General features: G+C 68.1%; 17 protein-coding genes. 9 read left to right on the forward strand and 8 right to left on the reverse strand.

Annotated features, from left to right (window positions below; all coding sequences use genetic code 11):
- Window positions 1–9: 9 nt before the first annotated feature.
- The 5 genes from F1C58_RS07230 to F1C58_RS07250 form a co-directional block, all read right to left on the reverse strand.
- On the reverse strand, window positions 10–2,058 hold the full coding sequence (locus F1C58_RS07230) for a VWA domain-containing protein (RefSeq protein WP_185203736.1): 2,049 nt from the start codon (window positions 2,056–2,058) through the stop codon (window positions 10–12).
- A 23-nt stretch (window positions 2,059–2,081) separates the two neighbouring features.
- Window positions 2,082–3,467 (reverse strand): AAA family ATPase, encoded by a 1,386-nt coding sequence (locus F1C58_RS07235; protein ID WP_185203737.1) that lies wholly within the window; start codon window positions 3,465–3,467, stop codon window positions 2,082–2,084.
- A 45-nt stretch (window positions 3,468–3,512) separates the two neighbouring features.
- A complete protein-coding gene (locus F1C58_RS07240; protein WP_185203738.1) occupies window positions 3,513–4,442 on the reverse strand; it encodes an aldo/keto reductase family oxidoreductase in 930 nt (309 codons plus the stop codon).
- A gap of 67 nt (window positions 4,443–4,509) precedes the next feature.
- Window positions 4,510–5,151 carry a response regulator transcription factor gene (locus tag F1C58_RS07245; protein WP_185203739.1) on the reverse strand — a complete coding sequence of 214 codons (642 nt, stop codon included), beginning with the start codon at window positions 5,149–5,151 and terminating at the stop codon, window positions 4,510–4,512.
- Window positions 5,148–6,866: a GAF domain-containing protein gene (locus tag F1C58_RS07250; protein WP_255461331.1), complete on the reverse strand. Its 1,719-nt coding sequence runs from the start codon at window positions 6,864–6,866 to the stop codon at window positions 5,148–5,150. The genes F1C58_RS07245 and F1C58_RS07250 overlap by 4 nt, the downstream gene beginning before the upstream one ends.
- A gap of 181 nt (window positions 6,867–7,047) precedes the next feature.
- Here F1C58_RS07250 and F1C58_RS07255 point away from each other — a divergent pair, with 181 nt between their 5' ends.
- Genes F1C58_RS07255 through cydC form a run of 5 tightly spaced genes read left to right on the forward strand, consistent with a single transcriptional unit; the run spans window position 7,048 to window position 13,740 of the window.
- Window positions 7,048–7,944, forward strand: coding sequence for a universal stress protein (locus F1C58_RS07255; RefSeq protein WP_185203741.1), 897 nt, complete (start codon window positions 7,048–7,050; stop codon window positions 7,942–7,944).
- Window positions 7,941–9,350 (forward strand): cytochrome ubiquinol oxidase subunit I, encoded by a 1,410-nt coding sequence (locus tag F1C58_RS07260; protein WP_185203742.1) that lies wholly within the window; start codon window positions 7,941–7,943, stop codon window positions 9,348–9,350. Before F1C58_RS07255 ends, F1C58_RS07260 begins: the two co-directional genes overlap by 4 nt.
- 8 nt (window positions 9,351–9,358) lie before the next feature.
- Window positions 9,359–10,399 carry a cytochrome d ubiquinol oxidase subunit II gene (gene cydB / locus F1C58_RS07265; RefSeq protein WP_185203743.1) on the forward strand — a complete coding sequence of 347 codons (1,041 nt, stop codon included), beginning with the start codon at window positions 9,359–9,361 and terminating at the stop codon, window positions 10,397–10,399.
- A gap of 4 nt (window positions 10,400–10,403) precedes the next feature.
- Entirely contained in the window at window positions 10,404–12,038 is a 1,635-nt protein-coding gene (cydD, locus tag F1C58_RS07270) for a thiol reductant ABC exporter subunit CydD (RefSeq protein WP_185203744.1), read from the forward strand.
- Window positions 12,031–13,740, forward strand: a complete 1,710-nt coding sequence (gene cydC, locus F1C58_RS07275; protein WP_185203745.1) for a thiol reductant ABC exporter subunit CydC — start codon at window positions 12,031–12,033, stop codon at window positions 13,738–13,740. Before cydD ends, cydC begins: the two co-directional genes overlap by 8 nt.
- Window positions 13,741–14,456: 716 nt before the next feature.
- Here cydC and mgtA read toward each other — a convergent pair.
- The 3 genes from mgtA to F1C58_RS07290 all read right to left on the reverse strand — a co-directional run bounded on the left by mgtA (window position 14,457) and on the right by F1C58_RS07290 (window position 18,370).
- Complete coding sequence (mgtA, locus tag F1C58_RS07280) at window positions 14,457–16,937, reverse strand: magnesium-translocating P-type ATPase (RefSeq protein WP_185203746.1); 2,481 nt, start codon at window positions 16,935–16,937, stop codon at window positions 14,457–14,459.
- 16 nt (window positions 16,938–16,953) lie between these two features.
- Window positions 16,954–17,478 (reverse strand): universal stress protein, encoded by a 525-nt coding sequence (locus F1C58_RS07285; RefSeq protein ID WP_185203747.1) that lies wholly within the window; start codon window positions 17,476–17,478, stop codon window positions 16,954–16,956.
- A gap of 109 nt (window positions 17,479–17,587) precedes the next feature.
- Complete coding sequence (locus tag F1C58_RS07290; RefSeq protein WP_255461332.1) at window positions 17,588–18,370, reverse strand: ABC transporter permease; 783 nt, start codon at window positions 18,368–18,370, stop codon at window positions 17,588–17,590.
- Window positions 18,371–18,449: 79 nt separating this feature from the next.
- On the opposite strand from F1C58_RS07290, the gene F1C58_RS07295 reads away from it, so the two are divergent.
- The 4 genes from F1C58_RS07295 to F1C58_RS07310 are packed head-to-tail and all read left to right on the forward strand — an operon-like array spanning window position 18,450 to window position 22,586.
- The gene (locus tag F1C58_RS07295; RefSeq protein WP_185203748.1) at window positions 18,450–19,742 is read left to right on the forward strand and encodes an APC family permease; all 1,293 of its coding nucleotides are present in this window, start codon (window positions 18,450–18,452) and stop codon (window positions 19,740–19,742) included.
- Between the two features lie 51 nt (window positions 19,743–19,793).
- Window positions 19,794–20,522, forward strand: a complete 729-nt coding sequence (locus F1C58_RS07300; protein ID WP_185203749.1) for a VIT family protein — start codon at window positions 19,794–19,796, stop codon at window positions 20,520–20,522.
- Window positions 20,515–21,234, forward strand: coding sequence for a response regulator transcription factor (locus F1C58_RS07305; protein ID WP_255461333.1), 720 nt, complete (start codon window positions 20,515–20,517; stop codon window positions 21,232–21,234). The genes F1C58_RS07300 and F1C58_RS07305 overlap by 8 nt, the downstream gene beginning before the upstream one ends.
- A 2-nt stretch (window positions 21,235–21,236) precedes the next feature.
- Window positions 21,237–22,586: a cell wall metabolism sensor histidine kinase WalK gene (locus F1C58_RS07310; RefSeq protein WP_185203750.1), complete on the forward strand. Its 1,350-nt coding sequence runs from the start codon at window positions 21,237–21,239 to the stop codon at window positions 22,584–22,586.
- The last annotated feature ends 2 nt before the right edge of the window (window positions 22,587–22,588 follow it).

Below are 22,588 nucleotides of genomic sequence, written 5' to 3' on the forward strand. Positions count from 1 at the left end.
GCGTGCGGGTCAGCCCCAGCGGCCCCATCCGCGACCGAACATCCCGTCGAAGTCTTCGCCTGCTCCACCCGATCCGCCGGACCGTCGTGAGCTGAGATAGGAGCTCACGACCGCGGCACCGAGATCGTCGAGTTCGGGAGCCACCACCGTGCCGCCGACGCGCTTTGCCATCGAATCGATGAACCGGGCGAGACCGGGGTCTTCGCCGAGCCGGAAGAAGGTGGTCTGCGCCCCGAGTCTCATCGAATTGTCGAGTTCCCGCACCGCCACAGCGACCGTCACCGGGTGCGGCGGGTAGCTGAAGAAGACGTCTCCGCTCGCCTCGAGGTGAGAGGTCGGCTCCCCGTCGGTGACGACGAGCAAGACCGGTTGGGCATTCGGATGTTTACGGAAGTGCCGGTTCGCCAGCAGGAGGGCATGATGGAGGTTGGTGCCCTTGTCGTACTGTGCGTCGAGGCCGGTGAGCTGCTCGATGTCCATCACCTCGGCATGGCGGCCGAAGGCGATGAGCTGCAGGTCGTCGCCGCGGAATCGGCTGGTGATGAGCGAATGAAGCGCGAGCGCGGTGCGCTTCATCGGCACCCATCGCCCGTCCATGGCCATCGAGAAGGACGTGTCGACGAGCAGCGCGACGCAGGCCTGGGTGCGAGCCTCCGTCTCCTGCACTTCGACGTCCCCGATCTCGATGCGGATGCCGGCTGTGGTGTCGCCACCCTCGCCCGCGGTGCGGGTCAGCGCGTTGGTGATCGTGCGGGTCACATCCCATGCCTCGGTATCGCCGAAGGCCCATTCACGGGTCGCGCCAGAGCGCTCCCCCGCGGCCCCGGCCTGGCGGAGGTCGCGGTTGCCCTGACGGCCGGACATCCGGGAGGCAACATCCCGCAGCAGTGCCTTGCCGAGCTGGCGCATCGCCTTGGGCGTGAGCTTGAGCTGGCCGTCGGAGCCCCGCTTGAGAGTTCCGGAGTCGCGGAGCGCCTTCTCGAGTTGCTGAAGGGTGCGCGCATCGACGGCGGCCTCGTCCCCGAGCTGGCGTGACAGGGCATCCAGGTCGAGATCGTCCATGCGTGAGCCCTCGTAGGACTGGGACAGCTGGTCGGAGAGGGCATCGAGTTCAGCGATGTCCTGGAATACCCCCGTGCCGTCACCGAGGCCGAGACCCTGCTCCCCATCCATCTGTTCAGATCCGCCCCAGTTCTCACCGGGACGCAACGCGCGCAGTGTGCCGTCGAGTTGCGAGAGCGATTGCATCAGTTCAGGGGAACCGAAGGCCTGCTGGGCGAGGGCATCGAGCTCGTCCCGCTGCTCCTGGCTCATCGAATTTCGCATGCGCTGCGCCGCGGCGGCGCGCCGGGCGAGCGAGTCGAGAAGTTCATCGATGGTGGTGGGGTTGTCGGGAAAGTAGTCGCCGTGCTTGCGCATGAATTCATCGAACTGCTCGGGGGTGTCTTCGCCTCGAGTGTGGGCATCGAGCAGCGCGTTGAGGTCGGTCATCATCTCTGTGATAGCGGCGCGGTCCTCGTCGGTGGCATTCTCGAGGGCATCCTTCATGCCTGCGAAACGCTGGTCGAGCATCTCGCGACCCAGCAAGTCTTTGATCTTCTCGAAATCGGCGCGGGCCTCACTGCTCTTCCAGTCGTAGGCGCCAAGCTCGCTCACCGCTGCGGCCGGGGAGGCGGGCAATGCGTCGAGCTGCATCTCGGCCAGCATCCGATCGCCGTCATCCATCTCGGTGTCGCGGGCGAGCTGTTTGCGTTCGGCCAGCACCGCCTTCTCGAGAAGCTCCTTCACCTGCTGCAGCGTGCCGTCGAGGTTGTGCTTGCGGGTGAGATCGCGACGCCGCTCGGCTACCCGGCGCGCGAGGTCGTCAAGACCGGCCCGGTCGCTGCCGCCACGGCGCAGGAACTCCCGCATCGCCCGTTCGGGCGATGAGCCTGCCATCACGTCCTCCCCGATGGCATCGAGAGCCTCGGTCAGGTCGACGGGCGCGGCGAGCGGATCCGGCCCGCCCTCGTACCTGCCGTACCGGGCACGGAGCAGTCGACGATTGGCCCTAACCACGGTGGTCGCTGACGATGCTCGGGCTAACCATAGATGACCTCGCCGCCACCGCTCTCCTTGCTGATGCGGCGCATCAGGTAGAGGCCCTCGAGGGCGAGTTCGATCGCACCGGCACGCTGGCCGTCGTTGGTCGCGCCGAGACGATCGCAGATCTCGTCGTAGAGTTCCGATTCGCCCAGGGCGGGGAGCCCGGAGAGGAAGTCGCGGGCGGTGACCTGCTCCCCCGTGGTGACCATGGCTCCGCTTTCGATGGCTTCGACGAGCACGGCGAAGTCGAGACCCCGAAAATGTGTGCGCACCGTCTCCGCGGTCGCGGTGCGGAGCAGGTGGTCGAGCACCTCGTCTTCGCGCCCCTCCTCCCCCGATTCGAACTCGATCTTGCCGCCGAGCACGTCGACGGCGGTCTCCAGGTCCACCGGGCGGGCCACGGCATCCGCCTCGCCCTGGCGGGTGGCGCGATGGATCGCCGCCGCGGCGATCGTCTCGGCGCCCGCGATGGCGAATCGAGCACTCACGCCGCTGCGCTGATCGACTGCGCTCGACTCGCGAAGCGCGCGGGTGAAGCGTGCGAGGATCTCGACCAGGTAGTCGGGCACGTCGGCGACCAGGTCGGACTCCTGACGGATGATCGCGATCTCATCGGCCATCTCCGTCGGGTAATGCGTGCGGATCTCCGCGCCGAAACGGTCTTTCAGCGGGGTGATGATGCGACCGCGGTTCGTGTAGTCCTCCGGGTTCGCGCTCGCCACGACCAGAACGTCGAGCGGGAGCCGCAGCACATAGCCTCGGATTTGGATGTCCCGCTCCTCCATCACGTTGAGCATCGCCACCTGGATGCGCTCGGCGATGTCGGGCAGTTCGTTGATGGCCACGATGCCCCGGTGGCTGCGCGGGATGAGGCCGAAGTGGATGGTCTCCGGGTCACCGAGGCTGCGTCCCTCGGCTACCTTCATGGGGTCGACGTCTCCGATGAGGTCGGCGACAGAGGTGTCTGGGGTGGCGAGCTTCTCGGCGTAACGCTCATCCCGCCCGCGCCAGGTCACCGGCAGCGCGTCGCCGAGTTCGGACGCACGCCGGCGGCTCTCCGTCGTGATGGGCTCGAAGGGATGCTCACCCAGCTCGGAGCCCTCGATCACCGGTGTCCACTCGTCCAGGAGCCCGACCATCGTGCGCAGCAGGCGGGTCTTGCCCTGCCCGCGCTCGCCGAGGAGCACGATGTCGTGCCCGGCGATGAGGGCCCGCTCGAGCTGCGGGATCACCGTCGACTCGAAGCCGTGCAGCCCAGGCCAGGGGTCTCGTCCCTCGCGGAGCGCCGCCAGCAGGTTCTCGCGTATCTCCACGCGAAGGGTCTTCTGCACGTGGCCGGAGGACCGGAGCTCGCCGACAGTGGTCTGGGTTGGACGTATCACACTGAGAATTTTACGCCCGCCCCCGACCGCACTTGCTGAGCCTTGCTAGGGAAGCACGTGACCGGCAGCCGTGAAGAGTCGGTACCACTCGGGGCGCGTGAGAGGCAGGTCGGAGCCGAGAGCCGAGTCGCGCATCCGCTGGATGTTCGTCGTTCCCAACACCACCTGCATGTTGGCCGGATGACGCGTGATCCAGGCCACCGCGATGGCGGCAGCCGGCACGTCGTAGGAGCTCGCGAGGTCGTCGATCGCGTCATTCAGCTCGGGATAGTTCTCCCGATCGCCCAGGAACACCCCGTCGAAGAATCCCTTCTGGAACGGCGACCAGGCCTGGAGGGTGATGCCCTTGAGGCGGCAGTAGTCGAGGATGCCGTTGTCGCGATCGATCGACTGGTCGAGGCCGGCCATGTTGGCGGAGACTCCCGCAGCGATCAACGGGGCGTGGGTGATGCTGAGCTGCACCTGGTTCACCACGAGAGGCTGATTCAGCGACGCGGCGAGCAGTTCGATCTGCCCGGGAGTGTGATTCGACACCCCGAACTGGCGCACCTTTCCTGCGCTGTGCAGCGCGTCGAAGGCGGCAGCGACCTCGTCCGGCTCGACCAGGGCATCCGGACGGTGCAACAGCAGCAGGTCGAGATAGTCGGTCTTCAGGGCGGCGAGGGACTCGTCGACGGACCGGAGGATGTGCTCTTTCGAGTAGTCCCAGAAGCCCGAGCGGATGCCGACCTTGGATTGGATCGTGACGGCGGCCCGATCGGTCGGCGACAGCGTGACCGAGTCGCCGAAGCGTCGTTCGCATCCATGGGTGCTGTTGCCGTAGACGTCGGCGTGGTCGAAGAAGGTGACGCCGCTGTCGATGGCAGCACCCACCAGGGCGCGGATCTCCTCGTCGGCGAGCGCTTCGATGCGCATCAGCCCGAGAATGATGTTGGGGACTTCGACGGATGAATTCAGCAGGGTCTGTTTTTTCATCCCCCAAGTCTGCGCCATCGTCGGCGGCCCGCTCCGCACGGCCGAACGACCCCGGCAGACGCCACGGTCACTCCTCTGGCGCGGGATGGGATCCCAGGTGCAGGATCGCCGCCTGGGTGCGTCGCTGCAGGCCGAGCTTCGCCAGAAGGCCGGAAACGTAATTCTTGACGGTCTTCTCCGCGAGCGAGAGCTCGAGGCCGATCTGACGATTCGTGAGTCCCCCGGCGATCAGCGAGAGGATCTGCGTCTCCCGGGCGGTGAGCGACCCGAGGCGCGGATCGGTGTCGGTGCGGGTGTGGATGCGCTCGATCACTTTGCGAGTGAGCATCGGATCGAGCAGGGAGCGTCCGGCCGCGACCTTGCGCAGCGAGTCGACGAGGCCGCTGCCGCGGACGTCCTTGAGCACGTAGCCGGATGCCCCAGCGATGACGGCCGCGGACAGCGCCTCATCGTCGTCGTAAGCGGTGAGGATGAGGCATTTGACCTGCGGATTCTGCGAGCGCACATCGCGACAGACGTCGATGCCGCTGCCGTCGGGCAGGCGAACATCGAGCAGCGCGACGTCGGGCAGTGTCGCGGCGATACGGGATCGGGCCTGCGCCGCTGTGCCAGCCTCGCCGACCACCTCGATGTCGTGCTCCGCCCCGAGCAGCTCGGCGATGCCTCGCCGCACGATCTCGTGGTCGTCCACCAAAAATACCCTGATCATGCCGCATCCGTTCCGTCGTCTGAGGTCTCGATCGGCACGCTCCAGTCGATCGAGGTGCCGTCCGGCCCGGTGTTCACGACGAAGGATCCGCCTCGCGCGATCGCCCGCTCTTCGAGGTTGGCCAGGCCACTGCGCCGCGAGGTGTCGAGGATACCTCCCCCGTTGTCGGAGATCACCAGTCGGACGGTTCCCTCCACGATGTCGAGGGTCACCCCGGTCTGGCCGGCGTTGGCGTGCTTGGCCGCGTTGGTCAGGGCCTCGCGGGCCACCGCGACCACGTCGTCCGCGAGTGCACCGGTGACCACGAGGTCCACCGGACCGGTGAACGAGACCGTCGGGCTCTTCTTCAGGCCGGAGGCGAGGTCGTTGGCCAGATCGAGGATGCGATGGCGCACAGAGTCACGCCTGTCCTGGCGCGGGGACAGCGCGAAGATCACCGTGCGGATCTGGGTGACGGCGGCGTCGAGGTTGGTGACCGACTGCAGGATGCGCTCCCGTTCGATGGGCGATTCGATCGATCCGGCGACGCTCTGCAACTCGAGCCCGGTGCCGAACAGCTGCTGGATCACATGGTCGTGGAGGTCGCGGGCGATGCGTCCGCGATCCTCGAGCAGCAGCATCCGCTCTTCGGATGCCCGGGCGCGCGCCAGCTGAACCGCGAGGCTCGCCTGACCGGCGAAGTCCGCTGCCATCTCGAGGTCGGCGGGGGTGAAGCGCAATCCCCCGGCCACACGGGCGACCAGGAGCACGCCCTCGGCTCGTCCGGCGGAGATCAAGGGAACCGCCATCATCGGGCCGAGCGCATTATCGATGGCGAAGACCTGGGCATCCGCACCACCATCGCCCACCAGTCGGGGCTGCTTGCCCTCGAGCACGCTCGCCGCGAGGGAGCCTGCGGCGGGAAAGCTGCGCCCGGTGAGCTCGGTCTCCCCCTGCCCGCGAGCGATCTCGACGACGAGGGTTCCCTCGGTCGAACCCGGCAGGATCATGCAGACGAGATCGCTCTCCGCGAGCACCAGCACCCGGCTCACGATCGTGGACAGGGAATCGGACTGATTGATGGAGAGCATCGCCGCGGTGATCTCGGCGGAGGCCGCCGACCACGCCTGCCGGCGGCGGGTCTCTGCGAAGAGCCGGGCGTTGTCGATGGCGAAACCGGCGGAAGCGGCGAGGGACTCGACGAGCTGCTCGTCTTCGCGACTGAACGCACCGGAGGACTGGTTGCTGAGGTACAGGTTGCCGTAGACCTCATCGCGCACCCGGATCGGTACCCCGAGGAAGCTCTCCATGGCCGGGTGGCCAGCGGGGAATCCGCTGGACCGGGAGTCTTCGTGCAGATGCTCGAGCCGGATCGGTCGGGGATCATCGATGAGCGCGCCGAGCAGGCCGTGTCCTTCGGGAAGGTGCCCGATGATCCGGGCCTGCTCGGGAGGGATGCCCACGTGGATGAACTGCTCGAGCCCGCCGCCCGGAGCGATCACCCCGAGGGCGCCGTACTCGGAACCAACAAGTTCGACCGCAGCCTCGATGATCCGCTCGAGCACCACCGGCAATTCGAGGTGTTCCACTACGGCGAGGTTCGCCCGGAGCAGCGCACGGAGGCGCCCCTGGGTCGCGAGCACGTCCTGCGCGCGATCCACCAGGTCGCTGAGGGCTCGATCGAGTTCGGCCCGCGGCTCGTCGGGAAAGGTGAGCCGCTCATCGTGCGATGCCACGTGACTCCTCCGCCGGCGGTGTTCCGGCTGCCCGATGGGGAAGCCGAGATTCCTCGCGTGCCGACACATCGAGCGTAGTGCGTCGTGGACCGAGCCGATCTGAGGGCGACGGGACTTTAGGCCCGGTCGAAGCCTGAGCATCCGTACAGGCTGGGAGCAATAGAAGAAGCGGGGCGGTGTGATGAACGGATTGATCCTTGTCGGCGCGGACGGGACCTCGGCGGGTCGTGCGGCGATCAGCTGGGCGGTGCGGCGTGCGGCATCCGTCGGATCCCGGGTGATGCTCGTCCACGTCGTCGATGACGAATGGGGCATGATCGGCGAGCAGTCGATCTCCGAACTCCATCCCTCGGCCTTCGAACTCGTGGAGAAGGATGCGGTCTTCGCCCGCTCCATCAATTCTTCCGTCACCGTCACGACACGGGTGCTGCTCGGCGACCCGATGGTCGAACTCGGAGTCGCCTCTCGGGAGGTCGACCTCGTGGTGATCGGCACCCACAAGACAGGGTTCCTGCACGGCCGGGCCTTCGGATCACGCAGCCTTCAGCTCGCCGCGACGGCCTGGTGCCCGGTTGCGGTGATTCCCGAGGGCTCGTCGATCGAACGCCACGGAATCGTCGCGGGCCTCGACGATTCGGATGCGGGTCGAGCCGCCGTGCGCTTTGCGGCGATCGAAGCTCACCGGGCACACGAGGAACTCGTGCTGCTGCGCGCGTGGAGCGCGGGAAGCGGCACATCCGGCACGGATGCCGACCGCACCGACACCCGCGTTCGGGACGCCGTGGAGACCCTTTGCTCCGAATCCGTCGCCCTCGCCCGCAGCGCCGGAGACGATTTGCTCGTGCGCACCCGCACGCTGCGGCGACCCCCGGCGGAGGCCCTCGTCGATGCCGGGATATCGGCCGAGCTGCTGGTGATCGGCAGCTCCCGGCGCCACGGGTCGCAGATGTCCGCCCTCGGCCCGGTGAGCCACGACGTGCTGCTCAACATCGCCGGCCCCACCCTCGTAGTCCACGGCGACACCGTCGCCGACGCCACAGTCACAGCCCTCGACCAACCGATCCGGAGAAATCAGTGAACGACATCCTCAGTCCCCTCGTACTGTCGCAGTGGCAGTTCGGGCTCACCACCATCTATCACTTCCTCTTCATCCCGATCACCATCGGTATGGCAACCACCACGGCGGTCTTCCAGACGGCGTGGTACCGCACGGCGAAGGTCAAGTACCTCCATCTCACGCAGTTCTTCGGCAAGATCTTCCTGATCAACTTCGCCATGGGGGTGGTGACCGGCATCGTGCAGGAGTTCCAGTTCGGCATGAACTGGTCCACGTACTCGCGATTCGTCGGAGACGTGTTCGGCGCTCCGCTCGCCATGGAGGGGCTCCTCGCCTTCTTCCTCGAGGCCACCTTCATCGGACTGTGGATCTTCGGCTGGGACAAGCTGCCGAAGGGCATCCACCTCGCCACGATCTGGCTCACCGCGGCTGGCACGATCCTCTCGGCCTACTTCATCCTCGCGGCGAACGCCTTCATGCAGCATCCGGTGGGCTTCCGCATCAACGAGGCTCGCGGCCGGGCTGAACTGACGGACATCTGGGCGGTACTCACCAACAAGGTGTCGCTCGCCTCGTTCCCCCACACGATCGCCGCCTCGTTCATGGTCTCGTCAGCGCTCGTGATCTGCATCGCCGCCTGGCACCTCGCCCGCAAGCAGAATCTCGACACGATGCGACCGGCCATGGTCTTCGCCCTCTGGACCATGATCGGCGCCGGCATCCTCACCGTGCTCACCGGCGACCAGCTCGGGCTCGTGATGGTGCAGACGCAACCCATGAAGATGGCTGCCGCCGAAGCCGCCTACAACACCGTGAGCGGAGCGGATGCCTCGTTTTCGATCTTCACCCTCGGCACGCCGGACGGGGTGAGCGAGCTGTTCTCGATCCGCATCCCCTACCTCTTGTCGTTCCTGTCGACGCACACCCTCACCGGCACCGTCGAAGGCATCAACGACCTGCAGGCGCAGTACCGCACGCTCTACGGCCCCGGCAACTATGCCCCGGTCATCTGGGTCACCTACTGGGCGTTCCGTTGGATGATCGGACTCGGCATGCTCTCGGTGCTGTTCTCCGCGGTCGGGCTCTGGCTCATGCGTAAGGGACGCCTGCCGCAGAACAAGTGGGTGTGGCGCATCGCCGTCTGGGCGTTCCCCCTCCCGCTCGCGGCCATGATCGTCGGTTGGATCTTCACCGAGATGGGCCGCCAACCCTGGATCGTCTTCAGCCTGCTGAAGACCAAGGACGGCGTCTCGCCCAACCTCACCGGTCTCGACGTGCTGATCTCGATCATCTCGTTCACCCTCATTTACGGCATCCTCGCGGTGGTCGAATTCCGACTGCTCAAGCGCGCCGCCCAGAAGGGACCGGAGGGAGCGCCGGTCACCGACGCCTCCGAGGCCCCGACCGCCACCGTGACTGTGTACTAGGAGCAATGATGGATCTCAATATTCTGTGGTTCTGGATCGTCGGATTCTTCTTCATCGGCTACTTCGTGCTCGAGGGCTTCGACTTCGGGGTGGGGATGGCACTGCCGTTCCTCGGCCGGGACGAGATCGATCGCCGTGTGATGATCAACACGATCGGTCCGGTCTGGGACATGAACGAGACCTGGCTGATCGTGGCCGGCGCCTCCCTCTTCGCGGCATTTCCGGAGTGGTACGCCACCCTGTTCAGCGGGTTCTATCTCGCGCTCCTGCTCATCCTGCTCGCGCTGATCGTGCGCGGTGTCTCCTTCGAATACCGCCACCACCGGCCAGAGTCGCGCTGGAAGAAGTGGTTCGACGGAATGATCGTGGTCGGATCAGCCGTGCCGGCCCTGCTGTGGGGTGTCGCCTTCGCGAACATCGTGCAGGGCGTCGCGCTCGATTCCGGGCACAACTACACGGGCACCCTGTTCGACCTGCTGAACCCGTATGCGCTGCTCGGCGGTCTCACCACGCTCCTGCTCTTCTTCACCCACGGCGTGGTGTTCGTGTCGCTGAAGACCGACGGCGACCTGCGGCTGCGTGCCCAGAGGCTCGCGGTGCGGTCCGGGGCGATCACTGTCGTCGTCGCCGCGGTGTTCCTGCTCTGGACCAACCTCGCCCACGGGCAGGTCGCCTCCTGGCTGCTAGCGTTGCTCGCCGCTGTGCTGTTGATCGGCTCGTTCTTCGCCAATCTGCGTGGCCGCGAACGGTACGCTTTCGGACTCATGGCCGGCACCATCGCCATCGCGGTCGCGAGTCTCTTCGCTGCTCTCTTCCCGAACGTGATGCCCGCGAGCAACGATGTGGCCAACAGCCTCACCATCGCTAATGCCTCGAGCACGCCGTACACGCTCTCGGTGATGAGCTGGGTCGCCATCGCGGTGTTGCCCTTCGTGCTGGCCTACCAGGCCTACACGTATTGGGTCTTCCGCAAGCGCATCACCCGTGACTCCATCCCGGTCGAGGCAGAGCCTCTGGACTCGACCTCGGCATCCGTGCTCGGCGGCTGAACCGATGCGTCCGCTCGATCCCCGGCTGCTGCGCTATGCGGCTGCGGCCCGCACCTTTCTCGGTGTCGGAGTCGCACTGGGGATCGTGCGCACCGCGGCGACCCTGGCGTTCTGCTGGCTGCTGGCGCAGGCGATCGTCGGGGCGATCGCGGGGCGGTCTCTCGGGGAGTTGCTGCCCGGCATCCTCTCTCTCGCAGTCGTCGGCGTCCTTCGGGCCGGCACGATGTGGGCGATGGATGCGGCGGCGGCTCGCGGTGCCGCCACGGTGAAGAGCCAGTTGCGTCGTCGCCTCGTGGCGGGGATCACCCGGCTCGGTCCCGGCTGGCTCGGCACCCGCAACCGGGTCGATGTCGTGACCACCGCAGGACCGGCCCTCGATGCCCTTGACGGCTATTTCTCGCTCTTCCTCCCGCAGATCGTGCTCACCGCGATCGCGACACCGCTCGTGATCGTGGCGATCTTCCTGCAGGACGTGCTGAGCGGCATCCTCGTGGTCGTCGCTCTGCCGCTGATCCCGGTTTTCATGGTCCTGATCGGCCTCGCCACCCAGGCGGTGCAACGCCGCCAGTGGCTCGTGCTCGCTCGGCTGTCGAGCCGGTTCCTCGATGTGGTCGGAGGGCTCGCCACCCTCAAGATCTTCGGGCGCCAACATCGGCAGGCCGCCCGGATCGCCACCCTGACCGAGGACTATCGGGTCGAGACGATGAAGGTGCTGCGGCTGTCATTCCTCAGCGGATTCGCGCTCGAGCTGATCGGCAGCCTCTCCGTCGCCCTCGTCGCGGTGTCGGTGGGGTTGCGGCTCGTCGACGGCAGTCTTGCCCTGTCGGTCGGTCTCTTCGTGTTGCTGCTGGCGCCGGAGGCCTTCCTCCCCCTGCGCCAGGTCGGCGCGAACTATCACGCCGCAGCGGACGGGGTCGCCGCCGCGGAGGACGTCTTCGACATCCTCGATGCCGCGGCGGCGATGACCGCCGAGGCTCCCGCCATCCACAGCGGTACTGTTTCGCTCGTGAGACGCGACCTGCGTTTCGCGGAAGTGAGCGTGCGCTATGAGGGCCGGACCGCCATCGATCGGTTCTCCGCAGTGATCCGCCCCGGCCGGATGACGGTGCTCGCCGGGCCGAGCGGCTCTGGCAAGTCCACCTTGCTTGCGGCCCTCCTGGGCTTCGTGCCCTTCGACGGCGAGATCGAGATCGGTGATGCGACTCTCGCAACCGATCGGCGGTCGCTCACCGCCTGGGCCGGCCAGGGTGCGCCTCTCCTCGAGGGGACGATCAGCAGCAATGTGTCCCTCGGAGATTCGGCGCCGGATCTGCGGCTCGTGCGCCGCGCCCTGACGCTCGCCGCCCTTTCCGAGCTCGATCCCGGCACGGTGGTGACCGTCACCGGCGGCGGACTCTCCGGTGGGCAGGGCGAACGGGTCGTCGCCGCGCGGGCGATGTATCGGGCGCTGGCCCGCCACTGCCCCGTTGTGGCATTCGACGAGCCCAGCGCCGCCCTCGATCCGCGGGCCGAAGCCGCGCTGCTCGAGGGCCTTCGGCAGCTTGCCGATGAGGGGTACACCGTTCTCGTGGTGAGTCATCGCCCCGCTGTGATCGCCGCGGCGGATGATCTGATCGAACTGGGGGTCGTGCATGTCTGAGCTGCGCGCCCGCGCCGATTCTCCGACGGCGGCCGTTCTCCGTCTCGCGCAGCCCCCGCTTCGCCGCTTCGCCCCGGGCGTCTTCTTCGGCCTCGTCTCGGCGCTCAGCTCGGTGGGGCTGCTCGCGACCTCGGCCTGGCTGATCACGAGGGCCGCCGAACAGCCCCCCATCCTCTTCCTCGGCGCAGCGATCGTCGGCGTTCGTGCTTTCGCACTGTCGCGCGCAGCCTTCCGCTACGTGGAGCGCCTCACCAGCCACGATGCGGCGTTCCGGCAGCTCTCCGCCCTGAGGATCGGCATCTACCGGCGGCTGGTGCCGCTCGCCCCTGACGGGCTGAGGGGTGATGCGGGAGGTCCCGGTCGGGGCGACCTTGTCACCCGGCTGGTGAGTGACGTCGACGAGTTGCAGAATCTGCCCCTGCGAGTCGTGCAGCCCCTCGTGGTTACCTTACTGACCGCGGTGCTGAGCGTGATCGGCGTGAGCATCGTGCTCCCGACCGCCGGCGTCACCCTCGCCGTCACCCTCGTGCTCGCCTTCGCCACGGCGGCACTCGTCCAATCGGCTATCGCCGGTCGGGCGGAACGCTCGATCGCGCCGCTTCGTGGTGAGCTCTCCGACCGGCTTCTCGACTACGTCTCGAACCTCGACGTGCTGGTCGCCTACGACGCGGTGTCGGAGCGGATCACGCGGGTCGAGGCCGCCGACACCGGCCTGCGCATCGCGACCCTCGCGCGGGCCGGAGGCGCCGGTGCGACATCCGCCATTCTCTCCGCGCTGGCGACATTGGCCTCCGTCGCGGCGCTGCTCGTGGGCATTCCGGCGCTCGGACACGGACTCCAAGGTCCCGCTCTCACGGTGATCGCCCTGGTACCGCTCGCCGTCTTCGAGGTGGTCGCGAGCGCGCCGCTGGCTCTCGGTGCCTTCCGGCAGGTGCGCGCGAGTGCCGCGAGAGTGGCGGATGCGACGCCCAGCGCCCTCCCCGTCGAGATCCCCGACGAGTTGACCGGGCCGGGCGCCGACCGCCTGCCGTCGTCGTCGACGATGGAACTCTTCGGACTCGGCGCCCGCTGGCCGGGCGAGGCAACGGCGGCGTTCGATGGCGTGGACCTCCGGGTGGATCGCGGGGATCGCATCGTGATCGAGGGCGCGTCGGGCTCCGGCAAGACGATGCTTGCGCACGTGCTCGTTCGATTCCTCGGCTACAGCGGCAGCTACCGCATCGGTGGGGTCGAAGCGCGGGAGCTCTCCGCCGATGTCGTTCGCGGCATCGTGGGACTCTGCGAACAATCGCCATACCTCTTCGACGAGGACATCCGGCAGAACCTCCTCTTCGCTCACGACACGGCGACCGACGACGAACTCCTCGCCGTGATCGCCCGGGTGGGCGTTGCCGAGTGGACGCGAGAGCGCGGCGGCCTCTCTGCCCGGGTCGGCGACGATGGAGTGCTGGTATCGGGAGGCCAGGCCCAGCGCCTCGCTCTCGCCCGCGCGCTGCTCGCGGACTTCCCGGTGATCGTGTTCGACGAGCCGACCGCCAACGTGGATCCCGGGCGCGCGTCCGAGCTGATGCGCGACATCCTCTCCGCCGCCTCCGACCCGCACGGGGAGGACTCACGCGCGGTCATCCTGATCTCCCACACACCGGTGCCCGATGACCTCGTCACGCGGCGGGTGCGGCTCGGCGCACCGGCGCTGCCGTGAGTGACACGCGCCGTCGTATTCGGGCGCAGGGGTCAGTTCTTTTCACGGAGTGACGCCGGCAGTTAGTGACGGTTGAGCCGGGGAGGTCGCTCGGCGTAGTTCGTGGTGCGCACGCCGGGAGCGCCTGGGCCGCCCAGCCGTCATTAAGTGCTCCCTCGTGAGGCGGAGCCTGCACATAGTGACGGTTCGGCGGCCCGGGTAGCGCGACGGGGGGCCTCGCGACGGGAGCGCCCGGGCCGACCGTTGGGAGCCCTCGCCGTGCGACTCGAGCGCGCGGGCCGCCCAGCCGTCACCAAGAGCTCCCCCGGGGCGCAAAGATGGCCGTTTGTGACGGCTGGGCGGCCGAAGACCCCGACGGGAGCCCCAACCGCTCGACGGGAGGGTCTGGGCCGCCCATCCGGAACCACCACCTCGTGACTAGAGCGCCTCGGCCGCTCATCCGTCACGAAGTGCTCCTCAACGGCGCAAAGACAGCGGTTTGTGACGGCTGAGCGGCCCGGGGACCCCGACGTGAGCCCCAACCACGCGACACCCCGCCGCCCGACGGGAACGCGTGGGCCGTCCAGCCGTCACCAATTGCTCCCCGGGAGCGCAAAGACAGCGGTTTGTGACGGCTGAGTGGACCGAGGATCCCGACGGGATCCCCGGGAGCGACCCAAGCACCAGACGGGAACACCTGAGGGGACCCCGCCGGCACCCCTGCCGCGAGAAACCCCCTACCGAGCAGCCCCGCGATCGAAGCCCGACCACGGCGCCCTCTTTACCAGTTCGAGGCTGCCGAGGTAGACCGCCGCGAGGGCGAAGAGCAGCGCGACCATCCCGAACGGCGGGGCGGTGAAGCCGATCGCGGCCGCCAACGGGAGGAACGGGATGACGAGGGTGAGCAGCGCGATCGCGAGCACCGCCGCGCCGAAGAGGGTATCCGGCCGGCTGCGGAAGAAGGCCCGCCGGGTTCGCAGGGTGACGAGCACGATCATCTGGGTGAGCGCGGACTCGATGAACCAACCGCTCTGGAACAGCGACTCGGAGGCGTGGAAGACCGTGATCAGCAGCGCGAATGTGGCCAGGTCGAACAGGGTACTGAGCGCGCCGAAGACGATCATGAAGCGGCGCACGGATCGAAGGTTCCAGCTCCCCGGTCGCTCGAGCCGCTCCGGATCCACCCGGTCGCGGGAGAGCAACATGCTCGGCAGATCGGCGAGGAAGTTGAGCAACAGGATCTGCCCCGGCAGCATCGGCAGGAAGGGAAGCACGGCGGATGCGATCACCATGCTGAGCACGTTGCCGAAGTTCGAGCTCGAGGCGAAGCGCACGTATTTGAGCGTGTTCGCGAAGGTGCGACGCCCGAGTCGCACTCCGTCGGCGACGACGGCGAGGCTCTTCTCGGTGAGCACGATCGCGGCGGCCTCACGCGCGACATCGGTGGCTTCGTCGACGGAGATGCCGACATCCGCGGCGTGAAGCGCCGAGCTGTCGTTGATGCCGTCCCCGAGGAATCCGACCGTGCGCCGGCCGGCCTTCAGCGCCGCGACGATCTCCTCCTTGTGCCGGGGTTCGACTTCCGCGAAGACGTCGCACTCGGTGACAGCCCTTCGCAGGCGAGCGGGACTCATGCGGTCGATCTCCGCCCCGGTGACGACGAGCTCGGAGCGCAGCCCGATCCGAGACGCCACCGACCGGGAGACGAAACGGTTGTCGCCGCTCACCATGACCACCCGTACCCCGAGCCCCGAGAGATCCGCTATCTCGAGGTTCACGTCGTCTTTCACGTCGTCGCGGAACGTGAGGATGCCCGCGAAGTCGAGCGCAGCCTCCGAGGCGACGCCGATCCGCTCCCCCGCGTCGAGTGGGCGTGTCGCGATGCCGATTGCACGGAATCCGTCGGCCCCCAGGGCGCGATAGCGGTCGCGGACGAGCTCGAAGGCGGTGGGCGAGCGGTCACCCCGAATGCTGGTGCAGGCCGCCAACACCGACTCGAGCGAGCCCTTCGTCACCAGAGTGGGCGTCCCGTCGATCTGCACGCCGATCGAGAGCCGCTTGCGCGCGAAATCGTAGGGCACCTCGCCGAGCGACTCCCCCGGCGCGGGCTGGTGCACCCGCAGGATGGCGTCATCGAGGGGGTTGCGGTAGCCCTTCTGCAGCAGGGAGTTGAGTGCCCCGAGTTCGAGGAGCCGGGCATCCGCCGTGCCATCCGGGGCGAGAGCCTGCGAGAACTCCACGGTCCCGCCCGTGAGGGTGCCCGTCTTGTCGGTGCAGAGAACGGTGAGCGAGCCGAGATCCTCGATCACGTCGAGCCGTTTGACGATGACGTGGTGTCTGGAGAGGGCGCGTGCCCCGGCCGAGAGGCTGACCGACACTATGGCGGGCAGCATCTGGGGCGTCACCCCCACGGCGAGGGCGAGTGAGAACAGCAGCGCATCCAGGATCGGTCGGCCGAGCACCAGATTGATCACGAAGACGGCGATCGTGAGCGCGATGGTCACCTGGAGCAGCAGGATGCCGAACCGGCTGAGGCCGTGCTCGAACGCCGTGGGGGCCGGGTGCTTCATCAGTCGGGCGGCGACCGCCCCGAATTCGGTGTCGCGACCGGTGTAGACCACGAGGGCGACACCCGTGCCGCTCACCACGTGAGTGCCGCGGAACAGGCAGTTGGTGCGGGCGGCGAGGGGCGTGTCCGCGGTGAGCGGTGTGTCGGCGGACTTGTCCACCGGAACGGACTCACCGGTGAGCGCGGATTCATCCACGACGAGGCTCTGCGCGGAGACGAGCCGGCAGTCGCCGGGCACGATGTCGCCGGCCGAGAGCTGAAGTTCGTCCCCCGTCCGCACGTCCGCGAGCACCAGGGTGAGCATCTCACCGCCGCGGTCGACATCCACCGTGGTTGAGACGCTGGCGAGGAGCATCCGCACGTCCCGAGAGGCGCGGAATTCTTGGGCGAAGCCGAGCCCGGCGCTCGCGAGCACGATGACGCCGATGATGATGCCGTCCGTGGCATCCCCCACCGCAGTGGCGACCGCGGCCGCCATCACGAGGATGAGCGTGACCGGGGAGAGGAATTGCCTCAGCGCGAGTGCCGGCCAGGACAGGCTTCGCGGCGGAGGAGGCTCTGTGCGGGGAGCGGCCGCGATGGCTCGCACGCGGTCGATCGGTGCGCTCCACAGCTCGGCGTGAGCTGACACCCCGGCCGCTCCGGTCATCCCACTCCGCGTGCGCTCAGTGGACGACAAGGACGGCGCAGTGCGCCTTCTCCGCGCAGGCCGAACTCACCGAACCGAGGAGAAGTCCCACCACTCCCCCATGCCCGCGGCTGCCGACCACCAGCATGTCAGCGCCCTGACTCGCGTCGATGAGGCGCTGAGCCGGGCTTCCTTCCGCGGAGCTTGTGGTCACCCACTCGGGCAGGGCGTCTCCGAATTGGCTGCGGCACGCCTCCCCCAAGATCTCGGTGGCGTCTTTCTCTGGCGACCAGTCGGTCACCCCGATGTCGTTGTATTCGGTGAAGAACCTCCAGGTGGTCACGACCTGGAGTCCCGTGTTCAACGCCTCCGCGAGGTCTGCGGCCTTTGCCAGGGCGCGGATGGATGCTTCGGAGCCGTCGACCCCCACGACGATGCGTCCCGTGCGTGCGGCCAGGTGCACGGCCGAGGCGGAGTGCGCCGCCCGGCTGTCGGACTCGTAGCGCGCCCCATCCGGGTCGGCCACGAAATGGGAAGGCTGGGTCGGTGCGGTGCCGCTCATCGGTTGCATGTCACCATTTCACGCCCGCGGGCGACGCGAGCCTAGGGACCTAAGACCCGATTCCGCTGAGGCCCGATTCGGCTGAGGCCCGCTCTCGCCGAGAAGCGCTTCAGCGGGGCGCGCGGCTCACCGACGGGGCACGACGCCCCCCGAGCGGGCGTTCGTCGAGAGGCAGCACCTCCGGCGCACCGAACACTCCCGTGAACGACGCGGCGGTCAGCGCTCCGGCCGCGAGGATCGCGGCGAGCACGACGATCTGAAACTGCGCGGCCTGAATCGGGGATGCCCCCGCGAATACGGCGCCGACGAATGCGCCGGGCAGGGTGACGATGCCGGTGGTGCGCGTCTGGTCGGTGGAGGGGATGAGCGCGGTCGAGGCCGCGGAGCGCACGGCCCGAAGCGCCGATCGCCGCGGTGTCGCACCGATCGAGAGCCAGGCTTCCATCTCGTCGCGCTGGGAGAGGTAGAGCCCGCCGAGCGAGCGCCCCATCAGCGTGCAGACCGTCATCGTGTTCCCGATCACGATTCCGCCGAGGGCGAGCAGGTAACGCGGGCTGAAGTCGACGGCTCCGGTCGCGAACACCACCACGAGGGGCACCGCGGATGCCGCGATCACGGTGCCGGCGATGGGCAGCAGGAACCGGGCATCCACCTTCAGCCTTCGGTACACCACCCAGGTGGCCGCGATCACCATCACGGCGAGGAATGCCGCAACCAACCACCGGCTGCTGATCACTCCACCGAGGATCACGCTGAGGATGCCGAGTTGCACGACCGCGCGCAGCACCGCCCAGGGCTGCAGCCACGGGTGCTCGAGCCGCAGTGCCAGAACCACCGCGAGCGAGATGACGGCGAGCACCGCGACGGCGACGATCGTGACGAAGGGGGTCACCGCGGCTCCGATCCGGTCGTCCCAGGGGTGAGTGGGCTCGTCGATTACACCACAGCCGCCCTCCCGGCCGTTTACGCGGATGCCGTACAGTTCGCGCGTGACATCTCCCGTGAACTCCCCCGCGCTGTCCCGCCGCCTGGGGCTCGCCGACGCGGTCTACATCGGGCTGGGATCGATGATCGGGGCGGGGATCTTCGCCGCCTTCACCCCGGCTGCGAAGGCCGCGGGGGCCGGATTGCTCGTGGGCCTGGTCATCGCCGCGGTCGTGGCGTTCTGCAACGCGACCTCCTCAGCACAGCTCGCCGCGACCTATCCCACCTCTGGCGGCACCTACGTCTACGGCCGGGAACAGCTCGGGCCCTGGTGGGGCTTCGTCGCGGGCTGGAGCTTCGTGATCGGCAAGACCGCCAGTTGTGCGGCCATGGCTCTTACCTTCGCCGCCTACGCGGTTCCCTCGGCCTGGGGCAAACCGGTCGCCATCGCCGCGGTGGTCGCACTTGTGGCCGTCAACTACCGGGGTGTCACGCGCACGGCGACGCTCATCCGCATCCTCGTGGTGATCGTGCTCGCGGTGCTCGTCATCGTCGTCGCCGCGGGAGCGGTCGCTCCCCGCGCAGCCTTCGACCCGATGGCGGATCTCTCCGCGCACGGCTGGTACGGCGTGTTGCAGTCCGCCGGGTTGCTCTTCTTCGCCTTCGCCGGCTATGCGCGCATCGCGACGATGGGGGAAGAGGTGCGCGATCCGGCCCGCACGATCCCGCGAGCGATCGTGATCGCGCTCTCCATCACGGTGGTGGTGTACGCGACGGTGGCTGTCGTGCTGCTGGGAACCCTCGGCAGCGCGGCGCTCTCCGATGCCGCAGCGCCCCTCGGAGCCGTCGTGCGGGCGAGCGGATGGGGCTGGGCCGGTCCTGTCGTCGTGGCCGGGGCGGCCGCGGCATCCCTCGGCGCCCTGCTCGGGCTCATCGCCGGCATCGGCCGCACGGCCCTCGCGATGGCCCGTGAGGGCGATCTGCCCCGCGGCCTGGCGGCGGTGCATCCGCGATTCGGGGTGCCGCATCGGGCTGAGGTCGCGCTGGCGATCGTGGTGTGCCTGATCATCCTCGTCGTGGATGTGCGCGGCGCCATCGCATTCTCCTCCTTCGGGGTGCTGCTGTACTACCTGGTCGCCAACGTGGCGGCCTTCACCCAGGGGAGGCAGCAACGACGCTATCCCCGCGCCGTGCAGGTTCTGGGCGCGGTGGGATGCGCCGTGCTGGTGCTGACGCTTCCCCTCCTCGGCACGCTCGTCGGTGTCGCAGTTCTCGGGGTGGGTGTGCTCTACCGGGCCGCGCGTCTCCGGATGGATGCCCGGCGCGAGCGCGCGGGGTAGGCGAGCCTGTCCTACGTGGAAATCCGTCGCGAAAACGGGTTCCATTAGCCTATGAGCTCCGAGACCGCACCCGACCAACAGATCGACGAACCGCACATGGGCGGCGTCGCGCAGAGACTGAACTGGCTGCGCGCCGGAGTGCTCGGCGCCAACGACGGGATCGTGTCGGTCGCGGCCATCGGCGTCGGTGTCGCCGGAGCCACCACCGCGACCGCGCCGATCCTCACCGCCGGCCTCGCCGCTCTCGTCGGTGGCGCCATCTCGATGGCCCTCGGCGAATACGTGTCGGTGAGTGGGCAGCGCGACAGCGAGCACGCGCTCATCGAGAAGGAGCGTCGGGAGCTCCTGGAGACCCCCGACGAGGAGCTCGCCGAGCTCGCCGGCCTGTACCAGGCCAAGGGGCTCAGCCGGGAGACCGCGCTCACGGTCGCCACCGAGCTGACCGCCCACGATGCGCTCGCCGCACACCTCTCGATCGAGCTGAACATCGACCAGAACGACGTGGTCAGTCCCTGGCACGCCACCTTCGCTTCGGCGGCGGCATTCCTCATCGGCGGCATCATCCCGCTGCTGGCGATCCTGCTCCCGCCCCAGCAGTTGCGGGTGCCCGTCACGTTCACCGTCGTGTTGATCGCCCTTGCTGCAACCGGGCTGGTCAGCGCCAACCTCGGCGGGGCCGGTCGGGTGCGCGCGGCGGCTCGTGTGGTCATCGGTGGCGCTCTCGCCCTCATCGCGACCTTCACGATCGGTGCGCTGCTCGGTACCACCGGCGTTGTCTAACCCCGCGCTACCCGGCCTCACCGGCACGGGCCCGACCCGCATCCTCGTCGTGGAGGATGACGAGGCCATGGGCGCTCTCATCGTGAGGGGTCTCACCGGCGAGGGCTACGACATCACCCTCGTGACCAACGGCATGGAGGCGCTCATCGCCGCCGCCGGATCGGAATTCGCCGCGGCAGCGATCGACGTGATGATGCCGGAGATGACCGGATTCGAGGTGTGCCGGCATCTCCGCCAGCACGGAAGCACGCTTCCGGTGTTGCTCATCACGGCTCGGGACGCGGTCGAAGACCGGGTATTCGGCCTCGACTCCGGCGCGGACGACTACCTCACCAAACCCTTCGCCTTCGCGGAGTTCAGCGCCCGCATCCGGGCTCTCGTGCGACGGGATGCCGCGACCCCCAAGCCGGTGCTGCGTCTTGGCGCACTCTCACTCGACACCGCGAGCGTTCGGGCCACTGTCGAGAACAAGCCTTTGCCGCTCAGTACCAAGGAGTTCTCGCTGCTGCGCTACCTCGTCTCGAGGCAGGGCGAGGTGGTCTCCCGAAACGACATCCTGCAGGAGGTCTGGGGCACCACCCGTCACATCGATCCCACGATCGTCGATCAGTACGTGCGGTACCTGCGTCGCAAACTTGATCCGGTGAACGCCGACATCACCATCACGACGGTGCGCGGTTCCGGGTATTCACTCACGGCCAGGGCGACCTGATCGTGTTCCAGCGCCTCACCATCCGTGCCAGGATCACCATCGGCAGCGTGGTCGTCGCTGCCGTGATCTTCACCATCGCGATGGTGGCCGCCCAATCACAGGTCGTCTCCATCCTCTCCGCCTCCGACGCCTCGCTCGCCCGCGTCGATCTCGACTCCTACGCACAGGAGATCGTGGCGAACCCCACGGGACTGGTGGATGACTCCGGCAAGGGCCTGCTCGTATTCGTGCGCGACCCGAGCGGAGTCGTGAAGCTCGACACTCTCCCCCACGAGATCCACCAGGCCGTGGAGCATAGGCCGGGCAGCGACGAGACCTTCACCTCCGGCGAGGACGGCACGTCATTCGTCGTCGTGGGCAGGATCGTCTCGACCAAGACCGGCGAATGGTCGCTGTGGGCGGCGCGCAGCACGGCCGCGAGCCTTCTCGCCATGCAGAGTCTCGATGTCGCCTTCGTCATCGGAGGGATCGTGCTGCTCGTCGCCTTCGGTTTCGCCTCGTGGCTGCTCGCGTCCGCGGCGCTCGGCCCGGTGCGACGGATGCGCAAGAGGGCGGAGTCCCTCGGGATGGACTCTGCCGCCGTGCTGCCCGTTGGTGAGGCGAACGACGAACTCTCCGAGCTCGCGACGACCCTCAATGCCTTCCTCGGCAGGGTGCGCGCCTCGAGTGCGCGCGAGAAACAGGTGGTGTCGGATGCGGCCCACGAGTTGCGCACACCGCTTTCGGCGCTCAAGACCCAGCTCGAGCTCGCCCACGACGACTTCGACGATGCCCCCGCGCTCGCTGCCCAGGTCGTTGCGGCCGAGAAGTCGGTGGCCCGGCTCTCCTCTCTCGCGAGCAACCTGCTCGAGCTCTCCCGGCTCGACGCGCAACCCCTGCCGCTGCGGGCGAGTTCCGCCGACCAACTCGTCTCCGAACTCATGGGCAGCATCGATCGCGCCCGCCTGATCGGGCTCGCGAGCGATGCGGAGGTCGGGTTCACGGTCGCCGACCTCGACAGCGAGGCGCGCTACGCGATCAGCGCGGAGAATTTCGCCCGCCTCATCGACAACCTGCTGGCCAACAGCCTCGCGGCGATTCCGCCGGGCGGATCGGTGGATGCCGACCTCACCGGGGAGTCCGGCACTCTCGTGCTCCGCATCTCCGATTCCGGCCCGGGTATGGCCGAGGAGTTTCTGCCGCACGCGTTCGACCGGTTCTCGCGGCCGGATGATTCCCGCTCGGCGAACACCGGGGGAAGTGGCCTCGGGCTCGCCCTGGTTCACGCGATTGTGACGGCGGCACACGGCTCGATCCAGCTCAGGAACACCGGTGGCGGGCTCACGGCAACGGTATCGATCCCCAAGATGTGAGA

It is taken from the genome of Glaciihabitans sp. INWT7, assembly GCF_014217685.1.
Classification (GTDB): domain Bacteria; phylum Actinomycetota; class Actinomycetes; order Actinomycetales; family Microbacteriaceae; genus Lacisediminihabitans.